We start from the raw sequence: 26,534 nt of genomic DNA, 5'->3' as shown, positions 1-26,534 counted from the left end.
GATATTCCTGACTGCTGAGGCAGTCTGCTATTGTGTGTTATTATTTTTTAGCATCAGCATTTTCTTCTGCCTTGGCGCCCATTCTTTCCCATTTGAATTTAGGAGCAAACTTGAATTTCAACTCAGCAATCTTCCTGTTGTCATGCGACGAAAGCCCTTCTTTTTCAACCGTATTTTTGTGTGCATCCAATGCTTCATACATGGCTTTTATTTCGTCAAAATCTTCTCTGGAGTAAGAATCCTTATGCGCATCAAACTCGTTGTAAAAATCATTGTACACTTTCAGGATGTTGTCTTTATTAACCCATGAGAAATTCATATCCTCACCGATTTTTCCAGCCCCGAAATAAGCGTTGCGCAATACCTGTTTCCTGTCCGGCGTAGCGGCTGCAGCGGCTTTTTCAACTTCAGCGTTGACCTGTGTTTTCAATGTTTCATACTTAGCCTTAGCTTTTTCTACCCTAGCTTCGGCAGCAGCCTTGTCCTTAAATTCTGCTAACGCTGCTTCAGCCTCGGCAGTACGCTGGCTGTAACCTGCTTCGATTGCTGCCCAGTTCTCTTTAGCATCAGCGACAGCAACGCTACTTACTGAATCAGCATACTTTTCATAGCTGTCGACTGTTTTTTCTGCTTGTTTTTCGCCTTCGCTTTTGCAAGAGGTCAAGCTTAATGCTATTACAGCGACCCCAGATAATAAATAATTCGTTTTCATAAAATAGATTGTTTTGATTTTAATACTCCAAAATTATTAAGTCTCATCTTATAAATATTTTCATTAACCCCGGAAATATTATAACATTACAAGGCGGCACCTTGATTTGTGTTTGAAGCAAAATGTTTACTTTTATCTCAAATTAAAAATATGGCACAACCATTAATAAGCATCAAAGACATAACAAGGGATTTCACGCTTGGCAATGAAATCGTATATGTACTTAAAGGTATCGACCTCGAAATTAATAAAGGGGAATATGTTGCATTGATGGGGCCATCCGGGTCCGGAAAATCTACATTGATGAATCTTTTGGGCTGTTTGGACACGCCAACATCCGGCACCTATATCCTTAATGGGAAAAATGTGAGCCATATGGGAGATGATGAACTGGCTGAAATCCGGAACAAGGAAATCGGGTTTGTATTCCAGACCTTTAATTTACTGCCAAGGACCACTGCGCTCGACAATGTGGCGTTACCGATGATTTATGCCGGTTATTCAAAAGCCGACCGCCATAAGCGCGCTAAAGAAGTCCTGACACAGGTAAACCTTGCCGACAGGATGGACCACCAGCCCAACCAGCTTTCAGGCGGGCAACGCCAGCGGGTTGCGATTGCAAGGGCACTGGTCAATACGCCCTCGATCATTCTTGCCGATGAGCCCACGGGAAACCTCGACAGTAAAACTTCAGTGGAAATCATGAAGCTTTTCGGTGAAATCCATAAAAACGGAAACACCGTTATCTTAGTCACACACGAAGAAGACATTGCTGCTTATGCGCATCGGGTCATCCGTTTGCGTGACGGGGTGATTGAAAGCGACACGCTAAAATAAATTACGAATCAGGAATTATGAATTTCGGCATTGTCCAGAATTCATAATTCATAATTTATAATTCATAATTATAATGAAAGTATACACCAAAACCGGCGACAAAGGCACCACGGCGCTTTTCGGAGGAACCCGCGTCCCGAAAGACCACATCCGTATTGAAAGTTATGGCACGATCGACGAACTGAATTCTTACATCGGACTGGTCCGCGACCAGGAAATAGGGACAACTTATAAAAACATCCTGATTGAAGTTCAGGACAGATTGTTCACCATTGGCGCCATTCTGGCCACGCCGCCTGAAAAAGAAGTCATGAAAAACGGGGAATTGCGCCTGCAAAATCTAGGCTTGGAAGAAAAAGACATCGAATTGCTTGAAAACGAGATTGATTCCATGGAAAGCACTTTGCCTCAGATGACGCATTTCGTACTACCAGGCGGGCACACCACCGTGTCATATTGTCATATTGCTCGTTGCGTATGCCGCCGTGCTGAAAGGTTGGCAGTCCATTTAAGCCATAACGAACCTGTTCCTGAACTGGCTATCAAATATCTGAACCGACTTTCCGATTATCTTTTCGTTCTGGCACGGAAATTGACAACCGACCTGGGCGCTGAAGAAGTGAAATGGATTCCCAGGAAGTAACCTGAAGGACTTTCATTGCAATTGACACCAAGTGATTTTGGGATTTCTCAAAGACGTTCTTAACTTTTTTAAAATAAATCGAATTTTACTTGACTTTTTCAGTAAAAAAATTATTTTTGCATCAAATTATTAAATCGACTATAGATGTATTGGACATTAGAATTGGCATCTTATTTAAGCGATGCGCCATGGCCGGCTACCAAAGATGAACTTATCGATTACGCGATCCGCGCGGGAGCACCGCTTGAAGTTGTAGAGAACCTGCAATCAATTGAAGACGAAGGCGAGATATATGAATCAATGGAAGAAATATGGCCTGATTATCCTACCGACGAAGATTATCTTTGGAACGAGGACGAATATTAAAAAAATAAAAAATCAATCTAAAAGTCTCTGCAAGAGGCTTTTTTTTTGCTTAAATTTGCACACATTTTCACAACCAGAAATTATTAAATTATGAGTTTCATAAACAGCATACTCAAGGCATTCGTAGGAAACAAATCAGAAAAAGACGTAAAGTCCCTACAGCCCTACCTGACTAAAATCAAAGCACTGGAGCCAGGCCTGGTGGCACTTTCGCATGACGAACTGCGTGCTAAAACTGCTGAATTCAAGCAGCGCATTAAAGAGGCCCGATCAGATAAAGATGCTAAAATTGCCGAACTTAAAACCAAAGTGGAGGGAATTGAGGATATCGATGCCAAAGAGGACCTCTATACTGATATCGATGCGCTTGAAAAAGAAGCTTATGAAATTTCTGAGAAAACATTATTGGAAATCCTTCCGGAAGCTTTTGCAGTGGTTAAGGAAACCGCGAAAAGATTCAAGGAAAACACCAATATTACGGTAAAAGCAACCCCGAAAGACCGTGAACTTTCTGCTGAAAAAGCATACATCACCCTTGAAGGCGATAATGCCATCTGGGCCAATTCCTGGAATGCGGCCGGAAAGGCCATCACCTGGGACATGATTCACTACGATGTCCAATTGATCGGCGGTATGGTACTGCATCAGGGGAAAATCTCTGAAATGCAGACTGGGGAAGGAAAGACGCTCGTAGCAACACTTCCATTATATTTAAACGCACTCACCGGAAATGGCGTACACCTGGTAACCGTCAACGATTACCTTGCCAAGCGTGACAGCAGCTGGAAGGCACCATTGTTTGAGTTCCACGGACTTACAGTGGATTGTATCGACAACCACCAGCCAAACTCGGAAGGCAGGAAAAAAGCCTACGATGCCGATATTACTTATGGTACCAACAACGAATTCGGTTTTGATTACCTAAGGGATAATATGGCGCATTCACCGGCAGATTTAGTACAGCGTAAACATAATTTCGCGATTGTCGATGAGGTGGATTCCGTATTGATTGATGACGCAAGGACACCATTGATTATCTCTGGGCCGGTACCACAGGGCGATCGTCATGAGTTTAATGAATTGCGCCCCAAAGTGGAGAACCTGGTAAATCTTCAAAGGCAGCTTGCCAATGGTTTTTTAGCAGAAGCCAAAAAATTGATAAAGGAAGGCAATACCAAAGACGGCGGATTTTCTTTGTTAAGGGCTTACAGGAGTTTGCCTAAAAATAAAGCACTGATAAAATTCTTAAGTGAAGAAGGCATCAAGCAACTGCTGCAAAAGACCGAAAACCAATATATGGCGGACAACAACCGCGACATGCATAAGGTTGACGAAGCATTGTATTTTGTAATCGAGGAAAAAAACAACCAGGTTGAGCTTACGGACAATGGGATCAAATTCCTTTCCGGAGATACAGACAACAACTTTTTCGTACTTCCGGATATCGGGACCGAAATCGCGCGCATCGAAAAAATGCACCTTGAAAAAGACAAAGAGGCCGAAGAAAAGGAAAAACTGTTCCAGGATTTCAGCATCAAAAGTGAGCGTATCCATACATTGACACAGCTTTTGAAAGCTTATACGCTTTTCGAAAAAGATGTGGAGTACGTTATCATGGAAAATAAAATCCTTATCGTAGACGAGCAAACCGGCCGTATTATGGACGGACGCCGTTATTCAGACGGGTTGCACCAGGCGATTGAGGCAAAGGAAAATGTGACGATTGAAGCCGCTACGCAGACTTTTGCAACAGTGACACTTCAAAATTATTTCAGGATGTATAGCAAACTGGCCGGTATGACCGGTACGGCTGTGACTGAAGCAGGCGAGCTTTGGGAGATATACAAACTTGACGTAGTGGAAATCCCAACCAACAGGCCAATGGCAAGGATTGACCGCGACGACTTGATTTACAAAACCACACGCGAGAAATTCAATGCTGTCATTGAAGATGTCACCCAGCTTTCAGCAGCGGGAAGGCCGGTACTGATCGGTACGACTTCTGTCGAAATATCGGAATTGCTGAGCCGTATGCTGAAAATGCGCGGCGTGAACCACAACGTATTGAACGCGAAAATGCACAAGCAGGAAGCGCAAATCGTGGAAGAAGCCGGAAAACCAGGCGTGGTAACCATCGCTACGAATATGGCCGGCCGTGGTACCGATATCAAGCTGACTCCCGAAGTGAAAGCGGCAGGAGGTTTGGCCATCATCGGTACAGAGCGCCACGATTCACGCCGTGTGGACCGCCAGTTGCGTGGTCGTGCCGGTCGTCAGGGAGACGTGGGTAGCTCGCAGTTTTATGTGTCTTTGGAAGACAATCTGATGCGTTTGTTCGGATCGGAAAGGGTAGCGAAAATCATGGACCGTATGGGATTGAAGGAAGGGGAAGTGATCCAGCATTCAATGATGACCAAATCCATCGAGCGTGCACAGAAAAAAGTCGAAGAAAACAACTTCGGTGTGCGTAAAAGGCTTTTGGAATATGATGACGTCATGAACGCACAACGTGAAGTCGTTTACAAAAGAAGGCGCCATGCATTGCACGGTGAAAGGCTGAAACTGGACATCGCAAACATGATGTTCGACACCTGTGAACTGATTGTTGCCAATAATAAGGCTGCTTCCGATTTCAAGAATTTTGAATTCGAGCTGATCCGTTATTTCTCCATCACATCTCCTGTATCTGAAAGCGAATTCAACCAACAGAATGAAACGGAACTGACGGCAAAAGTCTACAAAGCTGCTTTTCAATATTATACTGAAAAGACGGAACGCAGCGCACGTGAAGCCATGCCGATCATTGCCAATGTTTTCGAAAATGAAGGCAATAAATTTGAGCGTATCGTAGTGCCTTTCACTGATGGTATTAAAACATTGAATGTGGTGACCGACCTTAAGAAAGCATACGAAACACAAGGAAAACAACTGGTCAGCGATTTCGAGAAAAATATTACACTTGCGATTGTAGACGAAGCCTGGAAAAAACACCTCCGTAAAATGGACGAGTTGAAACAATCAGTGCAATTGGCTGTCCATGAACAAAAAGATCCATTGTTGATTTACAAATTTGAAGCCTTCAACCTGTTCAACAATATGCTCAATGGTGTCAATAAGGAAGTGGTATCATTCCTGTTCAAAGGCGATCTGCCGATGCAGCAGGCTCCTAAAATCGAGGAAGCCCGTGAAGTAAAGCAGAAGGAAAACTACCAGACTTCGAAAGATGAAATCCCTAATAGCGACCAATCTTCCGCCATGAACCGCGAAGCCGGGCAAACGCAGCAACGCCAGGTTACCGAAACAATCGTACGCGATGCCCCGAAAATCAACAGGAATGACAACGTTACCGTCAAACACGTGATGAGCGGCAAGACCGAAACCATGAAGTACAAGAAAGCCGAATCGCTGCTGACTTCAGGCGAGTGGGTCATCGTAAACGAATAAATAACATCCCCGGTATTCCACCGGGGATTTTTTTGTATTTTTCGCAAAATAATTGAAAATGAAATCAAAATTTTTCGTTCTGCTGCTATTGTATAGCGCAATGGCAATGGCACAATCCAAACTTTCAATCGAGGCAAAATACCCTGTTCCAGTTGGCAACAATTTTATTGGTGAAAATTACAAAGGAATTGCAGGCCTTGGCATTAAATACAGCATCAAGAACCTTCCATTGGTTGATTTAGGTATATCAGTGGATGCGTCGTTATTGAATCTCAAAAAAGAAGGCGCCTATTTTCCCGAGTTTGACGAATATCTTTCATTTAAAACGAGGCTTTTCATCATCCAGCCCAGGATCTTCGCCGCGTTCAAATTAAAAAACATAACCAGGCTCCATCCTGAAGCGGCTCTGGGATATTCTTTTTTTATGGCAAACGCTACGTTTGATTCGGCTTCCGGAATACCGGATCAATCGAGCAGCCAAAGTGGGGTTAACCTGAACATCGGACTCGCCTTTGATGTAACAAATAGGTTTTACCTGCGTGCTGGGTATGATTTCGTAAAAATAACGCAATTGGACAATGATGCCCCGGACACGAGTTACAATACAAATATCGGCACGGTGGAGTTCGGTCTGGGGATCAGGCTGTAACACCACAAAATAAAATCTCCCAATTGAATTCCAAACTCATAATTATTCATACATTTAACAGAAACTAAAATTTTAAAACTCCATGAAAAAAATCCTTGCACTTTTATTATTCCTTACCGTTTCAATTGGTTTTTCCCAGACATTGGACGGCCTGAAAACCCAAACCCAGAAAATGTACAAATCTTCTTTAGACATGAATTTTGATACTATAATGGATCTGACCTACCCTAAAGTGTTCGACATTGTAGACCGAGAAACGCTCTCAGGCATGATGAAAGCCATGTTCGACAATGAAAACATGACCATTACGCTTAACGACATTAAGCCAACGTTCACCTACAGCGACATTAAAGAAATCGACGGAAAGAAGCTTAGCGTAATCAGATACAGGAATGGCATGAAAATGGCCTTAAAAGGCGAAGTGACTGACGAAATGGTAAACGCCATGCAACAAGGCCTGAAAAGCACGCCGCAATTTGATACAGTGAATTATGATAAGGCCACCAAAACCTTCATCATCGAAGGCCCTTCCGTTATGATTGGTGTTGCGGATGCCACAACAAAAAACGAATGGACATTTGTAAATTATGACAATGAGCAGCTTTTCAATATGATTTTTGATGAAAAAATTAAGACCGCTTTAGGATTATAATAAAAGTGATTTTTTAAATTTACCAAGCTAACCTTTAAAACCACAGCCATGGCAAAAAGTCACGACGCTAAAAAAACAGAAAAGAAAGAACCCCTGAAAACCGCAAAAGAGAAAAAAGCAGAAAAAAGGGATAAGAAAAACAACCCAAAAAGGGATTAAACGAAAAAGCCATCAGTTTCCTGATGGCTTTTTTAATAACTAAAACAAATATTAGAATTTGTAAGCAGCGCCTACACCTACTGAAGAAACTGAACCTCCTTCAACAGAGATCCCTTTGTAACCTGCATAAAACTGCATCGTTTCTGTCTGGAAACCTACTTTTGGCTGGTAATACATCCCACCGTTACCATCTCCGTCTCCGCTGTAAACCGCATAGCCCAGATCAGCACCGATGAACCAGTTGGTGTCCAAAGAATACTGTGCTGCTGCAGCTACAGGAATAAAAGCGCCATTTTGCTTCACTGTCACGCCTCCCAAATCATATTCTTTACCAGAATAGAAAGAGTAACCTGTTGTTGCCCCTAAAAGGAACGAATCTGCAACAGGGAACATGTAAGCAATATCCGCACCGTAATTGGCAGAATAAAGATCACCGGCATCACCCATTGGGATGCCTACGTGAATTCCGACTTTGAAACCACCATCTGAATCCTGGGCACTTACAAGACCAAAAGCCAAAACAGCAGCTACACTTAAGAGTAATTTTTTCATGATGTAAAAATTGATTAGTTAATAATTTTTTGTAAAAGTACTCCCGGGATGCTTCGCCGGCAATACGTAAAATGTCGTATTTTTTAGATCTTCGGATTTTCAGATTTTCGGATTTTCAGATTTTTGGATGCCCTGATAATCTGATAATCCGTTGAATTTCCTCTATTTATCCGGGAAAATCTTACCTGGATTCAATATATTATTAGGATCAAAGACTTTTTTGATACTGCGCATAATATCCAGATGGGCCGTGGTAAAAGCAATATCCATATAGTTTTTCTGCACATAACCGATACCATGTTCACCGGAAAGCGTCCCTTTAAGCGACACTGTGAGGTCAAAGATTTCGCGGATGCCTTTCGGGACTTCCCTTTGCCAGTTTTCATCAGACATACTACTTTTTATGATATTGACATGCAGGTTGCCGTCACCGGCGTGGCCATAACACACCGATTTAAATCCATATTTCGCGCCTATTTCCTTAATGCCGTGCAACAACTTTGGAAGCTCGTAACGCGGCACGACCGTATCCTCTTCTTTGTAAACCGAATTGGATTTGACCGCTTCGGCAATGCTGCGACGCATTTTCCATAAAGCATTTTTCTGGTCGTCGGTGTCGGCAAACAACACCTCATCGATCTGGAATTGCTCAGCAACGGCCATGATTTTCTCCGCTTCCGCAAAAAGCACTTCGGGATAATTGCCGTCCACTTCAATGAGCAGGTGAGCCTGTATGTTTTCTTTTACCTTTATGCTGATGCCTTCCACATAGCGCAATGCCCAGTCAATCGCATCACGTTCCATAAACTCCAAAGCGCTCGGGACAATCCCCGCCCTGAATATCGCCGAAACCGCTTCACAGGCTTCTGCCGCTTTGTAAAATGGCACCAGCATCAGGATATTATGCTTGTTTAGCGGTAGCAGTTTCAGCACGATTTTAGTGATAATCCCTAATGTGCCTTCGCTGCCTGTCATTAACTGCGTCAGGTTATAACCCGTCGAATTCTTCAATGTGTTTGCTCCCGTCCAGATGATTTTCCCATTAGGCAGCACCACTTCCAGATTCAATACATAGTCTTTGGTCACGCCATATTTTACGGCACGGGCACCCCCTGAATTTTCAGCCACGTTTCCACCAATAAAACAACTTCCCTGGCTGCTGGGATCTACCGGGTAGAAAAGTCCTTTTTCAGCAACCGTCTCGCGTAATGCCTGTGTGATGACACCGGGCTCTACCGTAACCTGCAGGTTCCGTTCATCAATTTCGATAATCTTATTGAACCGTTCCATCGACAGCCCGATACCGCCGTGAATGCTCAATGCCCCACCGCTCAGCCCGGTCCTCCCTCCTATCGGGATCACCGGGATCTCGTGTTCATTGGCCAAGGCTAAGATGGCTGAAATTTCCGCAGCAGTTGCCGGTTTTACGACTACTTCCGGCGGGAAATTATAATCTTCGGTTTCATCATGCCCGTAATGCTTTCGCGTTTCGGCATCTGAAAAAACATAGGACACTCCGGCAATTTGCTGTAAACTGGTGATTATTTCGGGGTTTATTTTATGATTCATGAATATGGATATGATAATTTTCGAATGCTTTTCAAAAATAATATTTAAATGACGTCAGATAATATCTCGGGCAATTTTATTTGGGCGTTGCCTGCGGCCGGGCTGTCCATTGCAATCTTTTGGTACAGGCTGCGCTGCGCTGCGCCTGTACCAAAAGGATTTTCATTTTCATCCCTAACGCAATGTAAGCACCCAGTACCAAAAACACAATGTCAAAAATGACAACGGGATCCCAATCCCAATCATCATGCTGCTCAGTTTCGGTTTCAGTCCGTAACTTGAGGCAAGGATCGCACCGGTAATCATCGGGGCCATCGCAGCTTCCATAATGGAAACATCTATAGCCAATCCTTTTGCCGAAAAAAAACAGCGGTATAAAATAAAAAATAACGCTGGGGTCAGAAATAATTTAAAGAAAAGCCCCAGCGATAAAAAGCGCCAGTGCCTGCTTTTGAAATCGATCGCCAGTTGCAACCCAACGGACACCAACGCAATTGGCGTCACGGTGGCACCCAGTTTCTGTAAAACCAGTTGCAATACATCAGGAAAATCGAATTTCGATACATTCATTAAAGAAGCCAATGCGAAAGCCACAAACGGCGGGAAAATCAATATTTTCATCGCAATTGTCCTGAAATCCGGTTTGTTGCCCGAGAAAAACATGGCCGTAATGATTCCCAAAGTGGCCATCACGACAAACGATCCCGGCTGGTCCACAATAATTGCCGTCTGTAAACCCTGTTCGCCGTACAACGCCTGTATCACAGGAAAACCAACAAAAGAAGTATTTCCCAGGCCGGAAACGATAATAAGGCAGCCCGTCAGTTTTCGTGGCCATTTCAGCCAAATCCCAAGCATGCTGAAGAATAAGAAGGAAAATCCAAAACCAATCCACGCAACACCTAATGGATATAAAAGCTGTGTCCCCAATACGATTTTCGGGATATAATATAATGCCAGCGCGGGCAGTGAAACATATATGATAAACTGGTTCAGTACTTTATACGCCTGCGCAGGCATTTGCTTTACGCGCTGCAGCATGAGGCCGAGGAACAGGCAGATAAAAATAAGCAGGATGTTTTCCATGGCGTAAAAATAGGGTTTTAGAGGCAAGGTTCTGAAATTGGATTTTGAGATTTTTGAAACTACAGGGTTTTCATTACTTTTACTAATCAAACCCATGATTTTGGCAGACGAAAGCAAAAGACCGATAACGCTACAGGAAAAAGACGGCATCCCGCCTCCGGAAATCGTCAGCGAAAAATCGGCGCTGCAAATCAGGCAATCCCGGAAAATACAACCCAGTGCGGAAGCATTGATTTCAGGAATACTCCAAAGTGATAAAACTGCCCTGAGCCGTGCCATTACCTTAATTGAAAGCGCCAATCCTGACCATATGGATAAGGCCAATGCCGTGATCAACGGCTGCCTTCCTTATGCAAACCGTTCCATCCGCATCGGGATCACCGGTGTGCCCGGGGTTGGGAAAAGTACTTTTATTGAAGCTTTCGGGACTTACCTGACCGGCCTGGGTAAAAAAGTCGCTGTTTTAGCTGTTGACCCCAGCAGCACTTTATCCCATGGCAGTATCCTTGGCGACAAGACCCGTATGGAGGAGTTGGTAAAAAACGACCATGCTTACATCAGGCCATCGGCATCCGGGGAAGCTTTAGGCGGTGTTGCACGAAAAACCCGTGAAGCAGTCATTTTATGTGAAGCTGCCGGTTTTGAAATCGTAATCATAGAAACCGTTGGTGTCGGGCAAAGTGAAACGGCGGTACACAGCATGACCGATTTCTTCTTATTATTGAAAATATCCGGTGCCGGCGATGAATTGCAGGGCATCAAACGCGGCATTATGGAAATGGCCGATGCCATCGTGATCAATAAAGCCGATGGCGACAACATCAAAAGGGCACAACTGGCAAAGACAGAATTCGGCAGGGCATTGCATTTATTCCCGGCAAAAGATTCAGGATGGCAGCCCACGGTGTCTACTTGCAGTGCGGCAGAAAGACAGGGGATCGCTGAAGTCTGGAATACTATTTTGAAGTATCTCGATCTCACAAAGCAGAACGGGTTCTTTGATAAAAAACGCGCAGATCAAAACCATTACTGGATGATGGAAACCATTGAGCGGCAATTGAAAGCGCAATTCTATAACCGCCCGGGCATGACGGCCTTGCTGGAAAGCATGAAAAAAGCCGTTGCAAATGGGGAGATATCGCCATTTGCAGCGGCTGGAAGGTTGTTGGGGGAGGAGAGATAAAATGTTTATAAGGATTTAAAATCAATTAAATAATATCCGAATACAAACCCAACTCCACCATCTTTCAAAGGGATTTTATACCAATAATCTTCCATATTATCAATTTTTACTTTTTCAGTTGACTTTGACAGGTATTTAAGAGATGTTTTACCCTTTATTTCACTAAAAAAGTCTCCAACTTCAGGGCTTTCAGGGTCTGCACTTTTTCTTATTGGCAATTGATTTTTATCACTGAACGATTTAGAATTGAATCTTATTTTTCCTCCTGTTTTCGTAAATTGAAGTTCCTGCTTTGGAAGTTTATTTGCTTTCTCAACCTGAATTATCGTTTCAGGTTTAATTTCAGGTTTGTTTTCATTTACTTCAGCCTGTGATGCATTTCCTTTTTCTGAACTCTCAGTATTATTGCCGGTCTTCCCTGTGCTGACTTCATTTATTACTGTAGAAGGTTCTTGATTTCTCACGACCTTTCCTCCTGCACTTGAATTATTATGCTTATTGGCGGGCTTTTTCGTAGGATTTGGCTTTTTAGTATCAGGTATTTTTTCTACTGTAGAATCAATAGATTTCGAAGGGTTGCCAGAGTCTGGACGCGCGCTGTCTCCTTTATTTGGACTTGGCAGCGTATTTATTTTTTGATTTGCACTTTCATTTGTAGTGTGCGTTTGTGGTTTGCCAGCATAGATGATTTTAATAGCCTTAAGCAGGCCTAATGCCGTTAAAAAACCTATGGCTGTAATCAGGAAAGTTGAGATTAGTACTTTTTTCATAATGGCTCGCTTAAAGAGATTGAGATCTTTTTTATTAAATCTGTTGCAAAATTTGAGATGATTGAAACCACGATCGAAGAGATTGTCATAAGACTGAATAATTGATTGGTCGAAATCTTAACATCTCCATAAAGAAAGAGTCCAATGGTTATTACAATACCGGAGCAAAAACCAATGAGAATATTTTTGTTAAACTGGTATTTCTTGCTAATACGCGCTATATTCCATGCTTTACTAAAAGCTGCTACATAATCTGAACTGATATCATCATATGCATCCTGCAAAGATTTGGTCCTGCTTTCAATATTCAATTGTTTTAAAATATCGGAATCATCGACTAATATTTTATCATACATCGAGAATGGAGAAAAAGTTTTAAATATCAAGGGAAGTATGTCAACCAACATAAATGCGAGCATTAGAAAGAATTGTGTCAGCCATACAATTGAATTCTCTTTAACCAGCTTCTCTAAAGTTTTTTCCCTTTTAAGATAATCGGAGGGCGCATCATTAATTCTTTTTATGCTACGCTCCTTATTAGGAAGTAGTGTCGTTTGCATGTACAATGCTATCCGTTCCTTCTCCGCCTTAATTTCTTCATCTGCTAATTCGATCCTTTTTTGTATTTCTTTAGTAAATGGATATTGCGAAGCACTACCATTAGAGTTGTGGTTGGGATGTCCTGAAGTAGAAACTCCACAATCAAATACCTTTTTTAACCCGGTCTCTTCTGCAGATTTTGCACTTTGCAGACACGACTTCTTATCTTCAAGTTCTTTTAGCTTCTGTGAATAATCGGCCAAAGCCATGTTATGGGACGATTCTTCTCGATTTATCGCTTCAACTTTATCCTTTTCTATCCTGTTGGTGATACTGCCATTGAAAATGAGGACTACTATGGGGTGTGAAACTACTATTCCTAAGACAAATGCAAAAACAAGTCTTAAGTAAAACGTAATGCTGGTAAGTTCGCTTATATTACCTTGCTTTTTCCTGTGGGTTGATACTATATATCTGTCGAAAGCAAATATTATCATTCCCCATACCGCTCCTCCTAATAAAGGTAGGTACTTGTTTGCATTAACCAATTCAATAGTGGTCAATGCATAAGACATCGAAACAAATCCTAATATTGCAGGGATTACGACAAGTGTTCCTAGTCCAACATGCTTCGTACGAACAGAGCCTTCACACTTAGACAATACATTTGTATCACTACCTGCACACCAAATAAAAAAATTGCTAAACATAGTATATCACATCAGATTAATATTCATATGATTACCGTTTATTACTCTTCAAGACTTCAAACCATAGTCCTTGATCGAATATGATGGTAAGCCCATGCACCTGCTTGATCCGCATCGTACCATTAAACAAGGCGGTCCGGGCATTGTCGAAGAAAAATTTACGGTTGATCATGATGGATTTTTTGGTTTTATCATTTTGTTTTATTTTTTGAGCCACACCTCAACCTGTGATCGGTTAATGGGCTTTTCAGGATTTATTTTCTTAACATTTGCTTCTAATCCCTGTTGCTTCATCACTTTGGAAATAATATCCGCTATCGGCTTGTCTTTTTCATTAAAATATCTGACTTCAGTATTTTCAGGAGAAATCTTTTGGCTTACCGTTTCAATACCAGGCAGACTGAAGCCTTTTGATTCTAGTGTGTTACGGAGCTTAATGGTTGACTTTTTATCAAAATCCGGAGTTGCCTGCAAGTACACCCGGGTGGATGCTTTAATGGCAGCCTTGGCACTTTTCTCAACTTCTTTATCCTGATCCTTAGCTGCATTCAAAGCTGCGTTCTGTAATATATTGTTGGCTACACTGGCAACTGAAGGGTCTGTATCTGCAAGAGAAACTTCGGCTATTACCAGAAATAAGTCTGGTGGAAAATCACCTGTCTTTGACAATGTTTCCGAAAATTTTAACGCCAGCTTTCTTTCTAGAGTGTCCTTACTACTGAGTGACTTCAGCAGGTTGGCTACACGATCATAATTCTGTTGAATCTTTGTTTCAGCAGCATTAGCTTCCTGATAACGATTACCCCAATAGAATAAAACTACCGGAATAAGGATTGTACATATTTTTGCGATAATTTCGAGCCCTTGCCCGAACTTCGATCTGGTTTCCATACGCTTGTTTTTTTTGGGGCAATACTTTAAATACCTAACCATTTATACAATGCAAAACCTCCTGCAAAAATGGCCACGCCAAATAGATATTCTGTAGCGATGAGTGCTATTTCAGATCTCTTTAAGCATTTTTTACGCCCACTTTTTTCAATGGTATCTTTCGTCCGCAGATACGCCATATGATAACTTAGGCAGTCTGTCGCGTAAAAACGATGTGCCAGCGAGGCACCACAACACAGTATAAAACCGCTGATAGCGATAAAAAAATATTTAAAATCATACATTGGACCACTATTACAGTTTTTATAATTATAAAGGAGTGTTACGATACCCGTGATGGCTAAAAGCGATAGTCGTAAAAGCTCTGCTGACAGTTTAATGTAGCGGTCTGAGATCTCAAAATCAGGTGCATAATCCTGTTCGTTAATCGGTTGGTCCATAATTTAATTTATTTGAAATATTTTATTTAAGAACGATAACCTTCCTGTACACTGCAATTTCATTCTCCAACTTTTCGATGAGCAAATCTTTTTGTTCTATTTGCTGAAGTAGTTTTTTCTCATTTTCAGTAATGAATCTGACAGGCAGTTGTTCACCCAATTCAGCCATGAAATTATGCTTCAGTGCCAGGCTGATTTTCCAGATGATGCCCATTTGCAATGATTCCCTATCGAAGTAAGCCCTGAAGGAAGAAGATGTCACGCCAAGTTTTTTACCCATTGCGGCAGCGCTAATCCTGCGCTCCTGCATATACTCTTTTAATATCATGCCTATAGGAGGATAGGCATCGGCTTCCTGTGCCTTATATTTTTTCGTTCGGTTGATCATCGTGTACTGATTAGATTGATTAAAGCTGTCATGCTGATGTTTAACTCATCAAAGAAGGGTAGTTAATATGATCACTCGCAGTTTAAAACTTTACTGCTAATGATTAAAACTTCGGTACTATAGTTTTAATCTACTGCTTGTGGGGTATGAAACTTCGATGTAAATGAATAACTCATCCCTGTCGCAGTTTTAATATGCAAGAGAGATGAGTTAATGCACTATCAGGTTGATTTTTGAGTATTGTTCGTAAAACGTTGCCTGAGTTGTTCCACAATGGCATCTGCACCGGCAATCCCGGCTTCGGCAGTGGTCGTAAATAGCTTATAGGCTGTCAGCGCACCGATATAAGACTCACTTCCGGCAAGCATTTGGGTATCTTCCATTTTTTCGAGCATCTGCCTAAGCAGTCCGGTGAGCTCATCAATCTGGTTGAACAATGCCAAATCAGATTGCATTGAGGTAACATTAAGGTACCCCGGAAGCATGGCACTGTTATTTACTGCAGCATTAATTGCATCTTCAGTAAAAGTCTTATTGCTGACATCTATTTTTGGTATTGATGCACGTTCGTCCATCGTTAAGCCTACCAAAAAAGGCATGTTGGTCTGGATCGTGGCAAGTGCATTTTTTACAGCCGTGACCTGGGCTGCAGTCATAGTGGTATTGATTCGGTTGTTGGTTAGGTTGGCCATGGATTTATGATGTTATGAATTAAAGTGTTTTATTCTTTCCAGCCTCATTGCAAAAGGAACGTCTGAGCTTTCAAAAATATAGCTTAGTGTATTGCCCAATGTGAACTTATTTGATGCGGCCAATTTTTCTGGTGGAAGCGCGCCTTCAAATGCTGCCTGCATATCAGAATTTATAGACATTTCTATTTTACCATAGTATAATTCAGTGATAATATAAGCCCTCCTCAATCCTGATTTGTATTGATCCCATTGCCCATCCTTAATCTCATCGAGCATTTTATCAATGTTTAGCCGGTCGGTATTGGGAAAACACTTACCTACTGAACCGGAAAAATTAAAACTCTTCACGTTCTTAAGGTTGAAACTAGCATTAAGGTCCAATTGTTGAGAAAGTTTAAGTTCCAATGCATCTTCAAGTGTAAATTCAATATTGATGTTGGCAAATTCTGCGGGTTCCGCCGGAATTGCCCTCATCCTGTTCAAAATTTCATCAGCCTGTGCGATCGTGATGATGCCTCCCTGTACGAAGGTATTATAGATGTAATCCGGCATATTTGCATGTGTAAATGACGGCGTATCAAACCAGCCACCATCCCAGACACATTTGCCAAGAGTCAGGCTTTTCATGGCCACAGGGATCAGCTCTAACTCATACTTTTTGTAAAACGCTCTTAAATTCATAATTACGATGTTTTTTTGCCTACTCTGTTATCCCGTTTTCGGCTTACCGGCTTTTATCATTGTAAATATTCTTGCAGTTTATTTTTAATCATGCTACAGGGGACCAGCATCGGTTTATCCGTAATGACGATATCGATGTTTTGCCCGGAAAGGGTATACCGTCCCTTGATTCTTATAGGATTGTTCAATTTAAAATCCCCTGAAGCTGTATCTCCGGAGAAGGTTCCTCCCCGGTCTTCAATGGCTTTTTTTGCGGTGGCGACCAACTCGGCTGCTGATTGCGTAAAAGAAATAGTAAACTGGCACATGGTATTTATTTTATGGTTGCATATTGGGGTTAAACCTGTAGACCTTCCTTCCGAACCTTGCCCATTCCCTAAGGGAGCTAAGTTTGTTGGGTGTACCATAGTCATCATAATAACCATGGCTTACATAAACAGTATGGCGGGGACTGTGTGCCACTATACCGCCAAAATCATCGACATCACGGTAACGGATGAACTCGCGGTAGCCTTCCAATCCAAGATAGCGTGGGGCGTCAGTGGCGCTTTCGCCATTATTTACGTCGGTGACGGCATCTTGGAAATTGTCGTATTCTTCAGCAATCTGTTTGCTTTTACAGATGACTGCAAAACACAATTTTGCATAATCCAGGATTGTTTTTTTCTCTTCAGTAGATTCCAATAATTCGAAACCGGCATTTTCGATAGCGTACTGCAAGTCACTTTTAGTCAGTAAAATTTGCTTATCGCTTCTTAAATTCACCTGCATTCCTTCCGTTGTAGGTATACTTTCAAAAACATTATTGATTCCGAATGCCTCTATGGAGGCTTTAATGATACCTATCGAAGTACAATTTCCAAATCCATGCTGCCTGAAGGCACTTATAATTATCTTGAAATCCATAGGTGAATTATTTATAGTTATTTAATTTTTGTAGTGGAAAGTATGTATCAGCCAGTATTTCCACGATGTTCCCTGTAAAATAAGGTACGGACATATTCCTTTTGCCCAGGGGCATGGGGTATTCGGCGTGTGTAAAACCCAACTTATGGGTCCATTCATGGACGATGTGGTTGGCCATTTCGCTGGTGGTCATTTCATCAAACCGGGCCTTGTAAGTGTAAATTTCCGGGCTGTTGGGAATACCGTATCCTTTGACACTGCCGTTTGAGCCATCAATGAGGTTTAGGTGAAGTTCCATCGTGTAAGAGCCTGTGTTTCCGGTTGCTTCGGTGGCACGCATGAGCATGGCGTAAACCGTCTCATTCGAGTAAGGCTTATCGATCCACCTTGAGAACGACCGCCGGAAATGGAACCTCGCGTCAAAGATGGCATCCATGAAGGCAGGGCTGTTCATCACGTTGCTGATGATGGCAAGGCTTGCATGGAGCTTCAGGAGCCTTGGTGCGTCGTAGCCGTTGCTTTCTATGAGTCTGACTGTAATCATGATTGTCTTGGTTGGTTTGTGTAATGATCGCTGCCGGAGGCGGGAAGTATTTCCGCCTGGATGGTTCCGGGGTTCAGGTCGCGTGATCAGGTATGCCGGGAAGTGTCGTTGTTCTCATGCTTTTGGGATTTATTTCATTGTACAGCAACCTATTAATAAAAAAATGGGGCTATCTTTACGAAGGTGGTATCAATGATATTTAGACAAAGTTGACAAGGTTAGCAATGACATGCAATAGGTATTTGACTGTAAAACATTAGTTGAAACACCCAAAAATAAATGTTGATTTAACGGAGTAGAATTGGTTATTTGACTGGAAATATTTTTCACATAAGGCTTTTCCTTTGAGGGGAACACAAAATTGTAAACCCCTAAAAACAACGCTTTATTATGAGAACACCAGACACACTCCCCTATGATCTTGTGAAAGAAATGATTGAACAATACAGGTCGGTACAACTGTATTCGATTGAAAATGCTGTGGTAAATGCAGTGTCGAACGATGCGCATTCTGCATGGTTCAGCCTGGAAAACCTGAAGAATTTTATTGCAGACATCGAACGCCACGCAGAGGCTGCAGCAGCCGAATCACTAGGCATACGCATTTATTATGCCGCTTACCCGGCCAAGGAATTGTGGGATGATGCCGGTTATGAGGATTTAGAAGGCCTTCTCAATGATGCTGATACCAAAAAATATGAAAAAAAACATACGCTGATTATGATCCCGACAATTGCAAATGAGGGCCGCCATCAGGATTTTAATCCGCTCGATGCCATTGCCCCGCTGGCCGCAAGCCCCTCCACACGGATCATGGCCATGAACCACGGGCAACTCATACCGCCTAAATCCTCTGTCGGGGAATGGTTTTAAAGATAGTGACACCCGAGATCCAGGATGTATTGCGCGAGGTATTGCTTTGGATGCAATTCCTGTGCGCCATGACAGCCTGCCTCTTTTTTAGAAAACTTAAAGACAGCTATTGGAAATGGTTTGCGGTCTATGTCGTGCTGATCTTCTTATGCGAGATGTTCAGCAAGGTGGGGCTGAAGCATTGCCCCGATTACCGCAAATATTATTATGACTTCCTGATCATCCCGCTCGAATTCCTTTTCCTGTATTGGCTGTATTGCTGGCATGCGTTGGACAATAAAAGATTGTTCTGGATCAGTTCGGCAATCTACCTTGGTTCATTTGCTCCGCACCTGCTGCTATTCAAAGAACCCCCGTTAGTTTATTCGTTCAGTTATGTAACGGGGAATCTTTTATTATTGATCATGGCCTGCCTTGAATTTTTTAAGCAAATACAGACGGAGAAAATCCTGCATTTCAAAAAAAACATGATGTTTTATGTCAATTCGGGTGTAATTTTATTTTATATTGGCACTTTGCCATTCTTTACATTTTACGGTTTGCTGCTTAAGGATCTGCACATTTGGAATTATTACTATGTGTTTTTCCTGGCTGCCAATAACATCATGTATTTATTTTTTACGGCTGCATTCGTATGGGGAAAACCGAATACATAGTATCACTTATTGTCTTTAATGCTTTCTTTATCTTATTTGTGATTGCCATCATCACTTATATATGGCAATATAAATTAAAGAAGAAGCAGCATGAAGCGATGTTGCGCGACCAATCAAAAATCCACCACAAGGAACTTTTGGCAACACAAGTTGAAATCCAGTACCAGACCATGCAGGAAATCGGGCGGGAGATCCATGATGGCATCGGCCAGAAACTGACACTGGCCAGCTTGTATGCCCAGCAACTGGCCTATGAAAACAAGGCCCCGCAAATTATTGATAATATCGAAACCATCACTGCTATCATTAACGACTCCATTTCAGAACTCCGAAAGCTATCGAAATCGCTGACAAATGACATTATCAGGAACAATACAATTTCGAATTTACTCCGGATGGAATGCCTTAAATTGTCCGGATCCAATAAATGCAAAGCCATTTTCAATACAAATGATGCAGATATTGACTTGCCTTATCAGGTCAAAAGCATCCTTTTCCGGATTTCGCAGGAATTCATGCAAAACAGCATGAAGCATTCCGACTGTGCCAACCTGCATGTCAGCATCAATATACGCGGCAGCAAACTGGTCCTGGAACTCACGGACGACGGTACCGGCTTTGATATGTCTAAAACGGACCGTTCCGGAATTGGGCTCGAAAACATCAGGAAGCGGGCAGAAATCATTAATGCTGACTACTTATTTAAAAGCGAACCGGGCCAAGGCACGACGCTCTTTATCGAAATAGATTATAAATAAATGCGGACGCCATGAAATTTTCCATTGTAATAGTCGACGACCACGTATTGATTGCGAAAGCGCTTCGCAGCATCATATCGAATTTTCCAAAATTTGAAGTTTTATACGAATGTGAAAATGGGAAGGAACTCCAACAAAAACTGACAAATAAAAAAAACATCCCGAACATTATCCTGCTCGACATCAGCATGCCTGTGATGGATGGCTTTGAAACAGCCGTATGGCTCAAATTGCATCATCCTGACGTCCGGATCATTACACTAAGTATGGACAATGGGAGTGATAGTGTGATTAAAATGATCCGTAGTGGATCAAAAGGATATTTATTGAAAAACACACATCCCGTAGAACTGGAAAGGGCACTAATTTCAGTAATGGAAAAAGGCAGCTACTATCCGGAATGGGCTGTCAATAGCCTTTTTTCGGGGCTTGATGAGCAATTGCATGGCAAAATCGAGATTTCCCTTTCAGAAAGGGAAAAGGAATTCCTGCAATACACCATCACCGAAATGAGCTATAAGGAAATCTCACAGAAAATGTTCTGCAGTCCCAGGACCGTGGAAAGCTACAGAGACAGCCTGTTTGAAAAACTTGGAATGAAGACCAGGGTGGGTTTGGCCGTGTATGCCATCAAAAATGGCCTTGCTTCATGATTAAAACTTCCAGGATTTGACCAGCCAGCGGTAAATAAGCCAATTCACTACGACGTAAACCACCAATGGTACAATTATAATCATCGGCCATAGATAAATATGGATGAATTTTGGAAGCAATCCGTTTGATATCGCAGAAGTCCCTAAATAGTATTGCCCGACGGACAATAATCCCAGACAAATTACCAACACGATCCCTAGGTTGATACTAAAGAAGCGACTGATGGAACTCACCATTTTCCTGGGTGAATAGCCCAATGAATATTTAATCGATACCGCTTCCTGCTGCTCTAAGAACTGCATCTTGATGAAGTTGATGATCATGAATACACACAACAGGAAAATGAAGCCGCCAATCATGGCAATGGTCCTCAACACAAGGAACAACTTGCTTTTTATTTTGGCAGAACGCAACGATTCCTGATTGGACTCATAACCTTTCTGTTTCATTTTCTCAATCAGGTCCTGGTCGTTTGCATCACTGACTTTAACAAGCACCCGCGTAAAGATATTCTGGTGTGCCTTGCTGAAATCCTGTGTGGCATTGATCGAATCCAGGAATTGTTTAGGCACCAATACCGAGTGGATCCTGTCAGACAATCCGACAAGCTTTCCTGTATATTTCAGGTTTTTCTCTTTGAGCCTGAGGTTGATGTTGACTTCGATCTTTTTGGCAAAATCTTCCGTAATCTGAGGCAAACCCTGATTCAGGGCAAATCCGTAATTGTACAGGTTCAGGTATTCGCGGGAGATAATGATCGGGAGTACATTGTCCCTCACTTTAAATTCGGATAAATCACTGATGTCGATAGCGTCGTTGTCTACCGCTTCAAGGTACATATCGGTGTAAAACGGGATGAAGTCGCCACCATCAGCAGATACTTTAAAATCATTGGACACTACAGGATACAGGTTTTTTACTTCTTTCCACGTTTTCAGCTCTGCGATATCCTTATCATTGAAACCGATCAGTTCTTTTCGGCCAATGTTGTCCGGCGTAATGGTTTTAGACATAGTCAACCAATAATTCGCATCGCTGCTTTTGCTTCCGAAAAGCGCATTGGCATTGACATAAAGCTGAATGCAGCTCAATACCAGCGCGAATGCGAGGAACAATCCGAGGTAAAGGAAAAAGGATTTGGTCAACTGTTTCATCATAAATTCAGGATATGGCATTGATGGGGAAACGGGAAGTCGTTCAACTCAAAAAAAATAATGCCACTGCCACTTTCCGCAGCTACTTTAGTAATCAAATCGAAGGCGATCTGCTTATTCTTCAGGTCAAGGTGGCTGAAACATTCGTCATAAATCAGGAAATCAGTTGGGTTGATCAGACTTCTCACGATGGCGGAACGCTGCCTTTCACCATATGAACAGTTTTTTGCTTTTTTGTCGAGTAAAGGCAATATGCCTAATGTTTCGGCATAGGATTGCAGTTTCGCTTCAAAGTCGGCATTTTTTTTTGTAAATGTACGCAGCATCACATTTTCACGAATCGTAAGATCCGGAATCAGGCGTACGTCCTGGAAAAGCAACTGGATTTCTTTTTTCCTGAAACCGACGACCTTCTCTATGGATTGTGTTTTCAGGCTGGTGTGGTCATAGGTGATGGTCCCTTCATATTCCGTGTGGTTTCCCAGCATAGCCGTTGCCAGTGTGGATTTTCCACTTCCGGAAGGGGCAATCACCAGATAGTAATTGCCCTTCTCAAAAGTTGTCCTGGTGTTCCAGATCGTGGTTGCCGTAGCAATCGTCTTTGGAACAAAATATTTAGGTGAAATACCGTCAAGCGTGATGTTATTCATATCCCATCAGGTAGTGCAATACGTTTTTCTTGCTTTTGTCCAGAGTGATGGTAATGTCCGAAGTAAAGTTACCATCTTTCACATTCGAAACCGATTCCATGCTAACCACCTTCACTTTCCTGCTGCCGTTTTCCAATAAGTTGTTTACGTCTGAAGAATCGGACCAGCTGTAACCGGTTACCCCTGATTGCTTTTTCAGTGTGCTGTTTGTGGCTGTTTTATTGGTCTTAAGCAATGCCAGGTCATTTTCATTAGAAGCAACAACAAGCAGTTCTTTATTGCTGTACACTTTTGCAGCCTGCGCCAGCATTGGCTCGGCACTCACTAAATTGATCAGCTTTTGCGCCTTATCGCCATTGATGCCCAACGCCAAAAGCATCCTTGGTTGTGAATACGGAAGTATAGGGTAGCCATACTCATCGACCTGCGGTGCGGCTTGTGCAGCAGTGTTATCGTCCCTGAACTGGGCGAAAGCATATTGGCCGCTCAATGCACTGGTGATTTCTTCAAGCGTTACATTCCTTGAAGCAAGGAAATTATTTGCCATCGATTCAAAACCGGCTTCCTTTACAAAATACCTGAAAAAATCCGGGCTCATATAACCCAGGCTATAGTTTTTGGTTTTATCGATATCGATGTTTTTTACAATATCATAATCAGCAGTCTTGCCTTTGTAATATTTCTCAACCAATTTCTTAAGGTCGTCATTAAAGAAAGTGCTTCCCTTGAATTCGATTTTTCCTTCGCCAAAATTCATATTGACGCCAAATCCAGCACCTATGAGCAGCTTATTGATTGCAAGGGTTTCAATATACCCTTTTGAAAAAGTGTTTACCATGCCGTAAAGATTGATCCATGAGCTTACATCTGCATCTGAATCCAACGAACTTTTAATCTGCTCCAGCGTATTTTTATTCTCAATCGGCTTGCGTTTCCAAAGTTCAGCGTAGAATTTATCGCTTGCATTGCTGTCAGCCGGCCTTGCACCGCCATACATCCCGGCCATGGGATTGCCTACGTTACGCGAAAGCACGATCATGTCGTCATTGATGCTTCCGATCAGGTTGCTGTCAGAATAAATCAGTTTTTTCGTTTCATCGATATGGATTTTTGTTCCGCTGATTCTGGAAAAATTGGCTTCAAATTTAGATTTATCGGTCAGCCATCCAAAGAAAGAAAATGCGAAACCATCCTTTTCCTGGTCGGTCAGCAGGTAAAGCGGCTTTTCAATATCGAGGCCGTTTTTATCGGCGTTAAGGAACAGTTCGAGTTTTTCTTTGTCCTTTTCAGAAAAATGGCCGGACTGGTCTTTCAGCATTTCATCTTTCGGGAGCTTTTTGTCAAGCTGTTGCAGGTTCACCTTTACGATGGCCAGGGTTTTGTCTGTGGTATACTTTAAAATCTCTTCATTATTGTCATCTTTCCCACAGGAAACCATAAGGGCAGCTGAGAATAACAAGAACCCATAAACGATTTTTTTCATTGTTATAATTGTTTTTGATTTAGAACAAACATAATTTTAAATTAATTAATTAGCAAACGGGATGATTAGCAAGGAGAATGATTTTTATGGAACAATCTCATTTGCTAATTATCCTTTTCGTAACGCTCCATTTCACGGTCGTAAAACTCGTTTGCCTGGGTGATGAGGGTTTCCATTTCGGCGTTGAGTTCCGCTTCGTCAAGGTCTTCGGCTTCTTCCATGATTTCGACTTCATCGTCTTTAAGATTGATGATGAAACGCGGATAATCAAGATGGATGATGAAGATATCTTCCGGGAAATCGGAGTTATCGGCGAGGACGAATTTTGGTAATTCCATGTTTTTATAATTAGATAATAAATCAATCAGTAAATGAGATAATTAAAAATGAGTATTCAATAAGCATTGATAGCCATTACCAAATTTTCTAATTATCCCCTTTTCTCATTCTGTTCGTCAGAAAATGAAAGCGAAGATACAAAAATAATGCCGCAGCCGTTAATCCTGCCAGCAATCCGATCCAGACCCCCGTTGCTTTGAGTTCTGTGCATTCGCCCAAATACCATGATATCGGGAAACCGATGATCCAGTAGGCTACAAACGTTATGTACATTGGGATTTTTACATCCTGTAAACCACGTAAAGCGCCGAGTACGACGACTTGTATGCCGTCAGAAATCTGGAATATGGCTGCTACGATCAGCAATTTCGATGCGATGGCAATCACTTCGGCATTGTCGACTTCCTGCAAATTGTTGTCCATGTTCAGGAACAGGTAAGGCAGGCTCTGGTGAAAAGCGATGAACAGCAAAGCAAATACGATTTCAATGACAATGGCCAGCAAAAATATCGACCGTGCGACAACCACCAAATTTTTATAATCCTGCAAACCGCGCTGGTTGCTTACGCGGATCATCGATACCACGCTTAATCCCATCGCAAACATAAAAGTGAAGGACGCAAGGCTGAGCGCAATCTGGTTGGCAGCCTGGCTCGTTTTCCCGATATTGCCGCAGAGCCATATTGCCGCGGTAAAAAGTACTACTTCAAACATCATCTGCATCGCTGAAGGCAATCCGAGATTGATGATTTTCCTGAGCATACTTTTTTTAATATCCGAAAACATAAAACCCTGGAAATAGGACTTCAGTTTTTCCTGGCGGGACAAAATGATGTGCATGAAAGCCACCATCAGTATCCGCGAAATCACGGTTCCCAATGCTGCGCCGACAATCCCCATTTTCGGAAAAATCCAGATACCATATATTAAGCAATAATTGATTCCGATGTGTACTATATTGGCCATTACGATGGCATACATGGAGAACTTGGTCATTGACAAGCCATCTGCGAATTGCTTATAACCCTGGTATATGATGAGTGGTACTAATGAAAATGCCACCCAATCCAGATAGGGTTTGGCCAACACAATTACCTCTTCCGGCTGTTGCAGCAACTCCATGATCGGTTTAGCCAAAACTACCAGCAGGAATAACATGACCCCGAGAATCGTGCATAAAAAAAGTCCATGATGAAATGCAGAACGGATTTTCCCGGTATCATTCTCGACATCGCCCTCGCCTACTATAGGTGTAATTGCTGTTGAAAAGCCAATGCCCAAAGACATCGCTACGAAAATCATACTGTTGCCTAAAGACACCGCGGCCAATTCTGTACTGCCCAGTTTCCCTACCATAATATTATCCACGATCTGGATCATTACATGGCCGATCATCCCGAGTATTACCGGATAAGCCAGTTTGAGGTTGTACCTGAATTCTTTTGTGTATTGCGCAAACATGTCCGAAAAATTTCGGGCAAAGGTAACTTAAATGGAAGAAAAAAGAGGGAGAAATGAAATAAGAAAGGCCAATTTACTATAAGATGAATAGC

General features: G+C 42.2%; 30 protein-coding genes. 11 read left to right on the top strand and 19 right to left on the bottom strand.

All coding sequences use genetic code 11. The features are described from left to right. Nucleotides 1-40: 40 nt before the first annotated feature. On the bottom strand, nt 41-712 hold the full coding sequence (locus tag HYN49_RS08345; RefSeq protein ID WP_108903692.1) for a hypothetical protein: 672 nt from the start codon (nt 710-712) through the stop codon (nt 41-43). A 150-nt stretch (nt 713-862) separates the two neighbouring features. Between HYN49_RS08345 and HYN49_RS08340 the strand changes: the two genes are divergently transcribed. The 6 genes from HYN49_RS08340 to HYN49_RS08315 all read left to right on the top strand — a co-directional run bounded on the left by HYN49_RS08340 (nt 863) and on the right by HYN49_RS08315 (nt 7,303). Then, complete coding sequence (locus HYN49_RS08340; protein ID WP_108903691.1) at nt 863-1,549, top strand: ABC transporter ATP-binding protein; 687 nt, start codon at nt 863-865, stop codon at nt 1,547-1,549. A 73-nt stretch (nt 1,550-1,622) separates the two neighbouring features. Beyond that, nucleotides 1,623-2,192, top strand: a complete 570-nt coding sequence (locus tag HYN49_RS08335; RefSeq protein WP_108903690.1) for a cob(I)yrinic acid a,c-diamide adenosyltransferase — start codon at nt 1,623-1,625, stop codon at nt 2,190-2,192. Between the two features lie 144 nt (nt 2,193-2,336). Beyond that, nucleotides 2,337-2,558, top strand: coding sequence for a DUF2795 domain-containing protein (locus HYN49_RS08330; RefSeq protein WP_022828503.1), 222 nt, complete (start codon nt 2,337-2,339; stop codon nt 2,556-2,558). Between the two features lie 90 nt (nt 2,559-2,648). Further along, the gene (secA, locus tag HYN49_RS08325) at nt 2,649-6,002 is read left to right on the top strand and encodes a preprotein translocase subunit SecA (RefSeq protein ID WP_108903689.1); all 3,354 of its coding nucleotides are present in this window, start codon (nt 2,649-2,651) and stop codon (nt 6,000-6,002) included. Nucleotides 6,003-6,060: 58 nt separating this feature from the next. Then, nucleotides 6,061-6,651: an outer membrane beta-barrel protein gene (locus HYN49_RS08320; RefSeq protein ID WP_108903688.1), complete on the top strand. Its 591-nt coding sequence runs from the start codon at nt 6,061-6,063 to the stop codon at nt 6,649-6,651. A gap of 82 nt (nt 6,652-6,733) precedes the next feature. Continuing rightward, a complete protein-coding gene (locus HYN49_RS08315) occupies nt 6,734-7,303 on the top strand; it encodes a hypothetical protein (protein ID WP_108903687.1) in 570 nt (189 codons plus the stop codon). A 210-nt stretch (nt 7,304-7,513) separates the two neighbouring features. On the opposite strand, the gene HYN49_RS08305 is transcribed toward HYN49_RS08315, so the two are convergent. The 3 genes from HYN49_RS08305 to HYN49_RS08295 form a co-directional block, all read right to left on the bottom strand. Next, nucleotides 7,514-8,014 (bottom strand): hypothetical protein, encoded by a 501-nt coding sequence (locus tag HYN49_RS08305; protein WP_108903685.1) that lies wholly within the window; start codon nt 8,012-8,014, stop codon nt 7,514-7,516. Between the two features lie 162 nt (nt 8,015-8,176). Then, nucleotides 8,177-9,583, bottom strand: coding sequence for an FAD-binding oxidoreductase (locus HYN49_RS08300; RefSeq protein WP_108903684.1), 1,407 nt, complete (start codon nt 9,581-9,583; stop codon nt 8,177-8,179). A 174-nt stretch (nt 9,584-9,757) separates the two neighbouring features. Further along, nucleotides 9,758-10,669, bottom strand: a complete 912-nt coding sequence (locus HYN49_RS08295; protein WP_108904997.1) for an AEC family transporter — start codon at nt 10,667-10,669, stop codon at nt 9,758-9,760. A 100-nt stretch (nt 10,670-10,769) separates the two neighbouring features. On the opposite strand from HYN49_RS08295, the gene meaB reads away from it, so the two are divergent. After that, entirely contained in the window at nt 10,770-11,852 is a 1,083-nt protein-coding gene (gene meaB, locus HYN49_RS08290) for a methylmalonyl Co-A mutase-associated GTPase MeaB (RefSeq protein WP_394336389.1), read from the top strand. Nucleotides 11,853-11,857: 5 nt separating this feature from the next. Here the strand turns inward: meaB and HYN49_RS08285 are convergent, their stop codons facing one another. The 10 genes from HYN49_RS08285 to HYN49_RS08235 form a co-directional block, all read right to left on the bottom strand. Beyond that, complete coding sequence (locus tag HYN49_RS08285) at nt 11,858-12,622, bottom strand: SH3 domain-containing protein (RefSeq protein WP_108903682.1); 765 nt, start codon at nt 12,620-12,622, stop codon at nt 11,858-11,860. Next, nucleotides 12,619-13,872: a DUF4407 domain-containing protein gene (locus tag HYN49_RS08280; RefSeq protein WP_108903681.1), complete on the bottom strand. Its 1,254-nt coding sequence runs from the start codon at nt 13,870-13,872 to the stop codon at nt 12,619-12,621. Before HYN49_RS08280 ends, HYN49_RS08285 begins: the two co-directional genes overlap by 4 nt. A gap of 201 nt (nt 13,873-14,073) precedes the next feature. Then, nucleotides 14,074-14,763, bottom strand: coding sequence for a hypothetical protein (locus HYN49_RS08270; protein WP_146185072.1), 690 nt, complete (start codon nt 14,761-14,763; stop codon nt 14,074-14,076). Nucleotides 14,764-14,789: 26 nt separating this feature from the next. Next, on the bottom strand, nt 14,790-15,203 hold the full coding sequence (locus HYN49_RS08265; RefSeq protein WP_108903678.1) for a hypothetical protein: 414 nt from the start codon (nt 15,201-15,203) through the stop codon (nt 14,790-14,792). 22 nt (nt 15,204-15,225) lie between these two features. Next, the gene (locus tag HYN49_RS08260) at nt 15,226-15,591 is read right to left on the bottom strand and encodes a hypothetical protein (protein WP_108903677.1); all 366 of its coding nucleotides are present in this window, start codon (nt 15,589-15,591) and stop codon (nt 15,226-15,228) included. Between the two features lie 221 nt (nt 15,592-15,812). Next, nucleotides 15,813-16,283, bottom strand: coding sequence for a hypothetical protein (locus HYN49_RS08255; RefSeq protein ID WP_108903676.1), 471 nt, complete (start codon nt 16,281-16,283; stop codon nt 15,813-15,815). A gap of 12 nt (nt 16,284-16,295) precedes the next feature. Then, on the bottom strand, nt 16,296-16,964 hold the full coding sequence (locus tag HYN49_RS08250; RefSeq protein WP_146185071.1) for a hypothetical protein: 669 nt from the start codon (nt 16,962-16,964) through the stop codon (nt 16,296-16,298). Between the two features lie 56 nt (nt 16,965-17,020). Further along, nucleotides 17,021-17,272 (bottom strand): hypothetical protein, encoded by a 252-nt coding sequence (locus HYN49_RS08245; protein WP_108903674.1) that lies wholly within the window; start codon nt 17,270-17,272, stop codon nt 17,021-17,023. 10 nt (nt 17,273-17,282) lie between these two features. Further along, nucleotides 17,283-17,870 (bottom strand): hypothetical protein, encoded by a 588-nt coding sequence (locus HYN49_RS08240; protein ID WP_108903673.1) that lies wholly within the window; start codon nt 17,868-17,870, stop codon nt 17,283-17,285. Between the two features lie 7 nt (nt 17,871-17,877). Next, on the bottom strand, nt 17,878-18,414 hold the full coding sequence (locus HYN49_RS08235) for a hypothetical protein (RefSeq protein ID WP_108903672.1): 537 nt from the start codon (nt 18,412-18,414) through the stop codon (nt 17,878-17,880). Between the two features lie 390 nt (nt 18,415-18,804). Here HYN49_RS08235 and HYN49_RS08230 point away from each other — a divergent pair, with 390 nt between their 5' ends. Genes HYN49_RS08230 through HYN49_RS08215 form a run of 4 tightly spaced genes read left to right on the top strand, consistent with a single transcriptional unit; the run spans nt 18,805 to nt 21,354 of the window. Further along, a complete protein-coding gene (locus HYN49_RS08230) occupies nt 18,805-19,287 on the top strand; it encodes a hypothetical protein (RefSeq protein ID WP_108903671.1) in 483 nt (160 codons plus the stop codon). Further along, nucleotides 19,278-19,943 carry a hypothetical protein gene (locus HYN49_RS08225; protein ID WP_146185070.1) on the top strand — a complete coding sequence of 222 codons (666 nt, stop codon included), beginning with the start codon at nt 19,278-19,280 and terminating at the stop codon, nt 19,941-19,943. Before HYN49_RS08230 ends, HYN49_RS08225 begins: the two co-directional genes overlap by 10 nt. After that, a complete protein-coding gene (locus HYN49_RS08220) occupies nt 19,922-20,701 on the top strand; it encodes a sensor histidine kinase (RefSeq protein ID WP_108903669.1) in 780 nt (259 codons plus the stop codon). Before HYN49_RS08225 ends, HYN49_RS08220 begins: the two co-directional genes overlap by 22 nt. An 11-nt stretch (nt 20,702-20,712) precedes the next feature. After that, on the top strand, nt 20,713-21,354 hold the full coding sequence (locus HYN49_RS08215) for a response regulator transcription factor (RefSeq protein ID WP_108903668.1): 642 nt from the start codon (nt 20,713-20,715) through the stop codon (nt 21,352-21,354). On the opposite strand, the gene HYN49_RS08210 is transcribed toward HYN49_RS08215, so the two are convergent. The 5 genes from HYN49_RS08210 to HYN49_RS08190 form a co-directional block, all read right to left on the bottom strand. Then, nucleotides 21,355-22,512 (bottom strand): ABC transporter permease family protein, encoded by a 1,158-nt coding sequence (locus HYN49_RS08210; protein WP_146185069.1) that lies wholly within the window; start codon nt 22,510-22,512, stop codon nt 21,355-21,357. It abuts the gene before it with no gap. Beyond that, a complete protein-coding gene (locus HYN49_RS08205) occupies nt 22,509-23,159 on the bottom strand; it encodes an ATP-binding cassette domain-containing protein (RefSeq protein ID WP_108903666.1) in 651 nt (216 codons plus the stop codon). Before HYN49_RS08205 ends, HYN49_RS08210 begins: the two co-directional genes overlap by 4 nt. Beyond that, nucleotides 23,152-24,642 (bottom strand): hypothetical protein, encoded by a 1,491-nt coding sequence (locus tag HYN49_RS08200; RefSeq protein WP_108903665.1) that lies wholly within the window; start codon nt 24,640-24,642, stop codon nt 23,152-23,154. Before HYN49_RS08200 ends, HYN49_RS08205 begins: the two co-directional genes overlap by 8 nt. 104 nt (nt 24,643-24,746) lie before the next feature. Further along, nucleotides 24,747-24,980 (bottom strand): hypothetical protein, encoded by a 234-nt coding sequence (locus tag HYN49_RS08195; RefSeq protein ID WP_108903664.1) that lies wholly within the window; start codon nt 24,978-24,980, stop codon nt 24,747-24,749. A gap of 88 nt (nt 24,981-25,068) precedes the next feature. Beyond that, entirely contained in the window at nt 25,069-26,442 is a 1,374-nt protein-coding gene (locus HYN49_RS08190; RefSeq protein ID WP_108903663.1) for an MATE family efflux transporter, read from the bottom strand. Nucleotides 26,443-26,534: the final 92 nt, after the last annotated feature.

It is taken from the genome of Flavobacterium pallidum, from assembly GCF_003097535.1.
GTDB lineage: Bacteria > Bacteroidota > Bacteroidia > Flavobacteriales > Flavobacteriaceae > Flavobacterium > Flavobacterium pallidum.
This window is presented reverse-complemented; position numbering and strand designations above follow the sequence as displayed.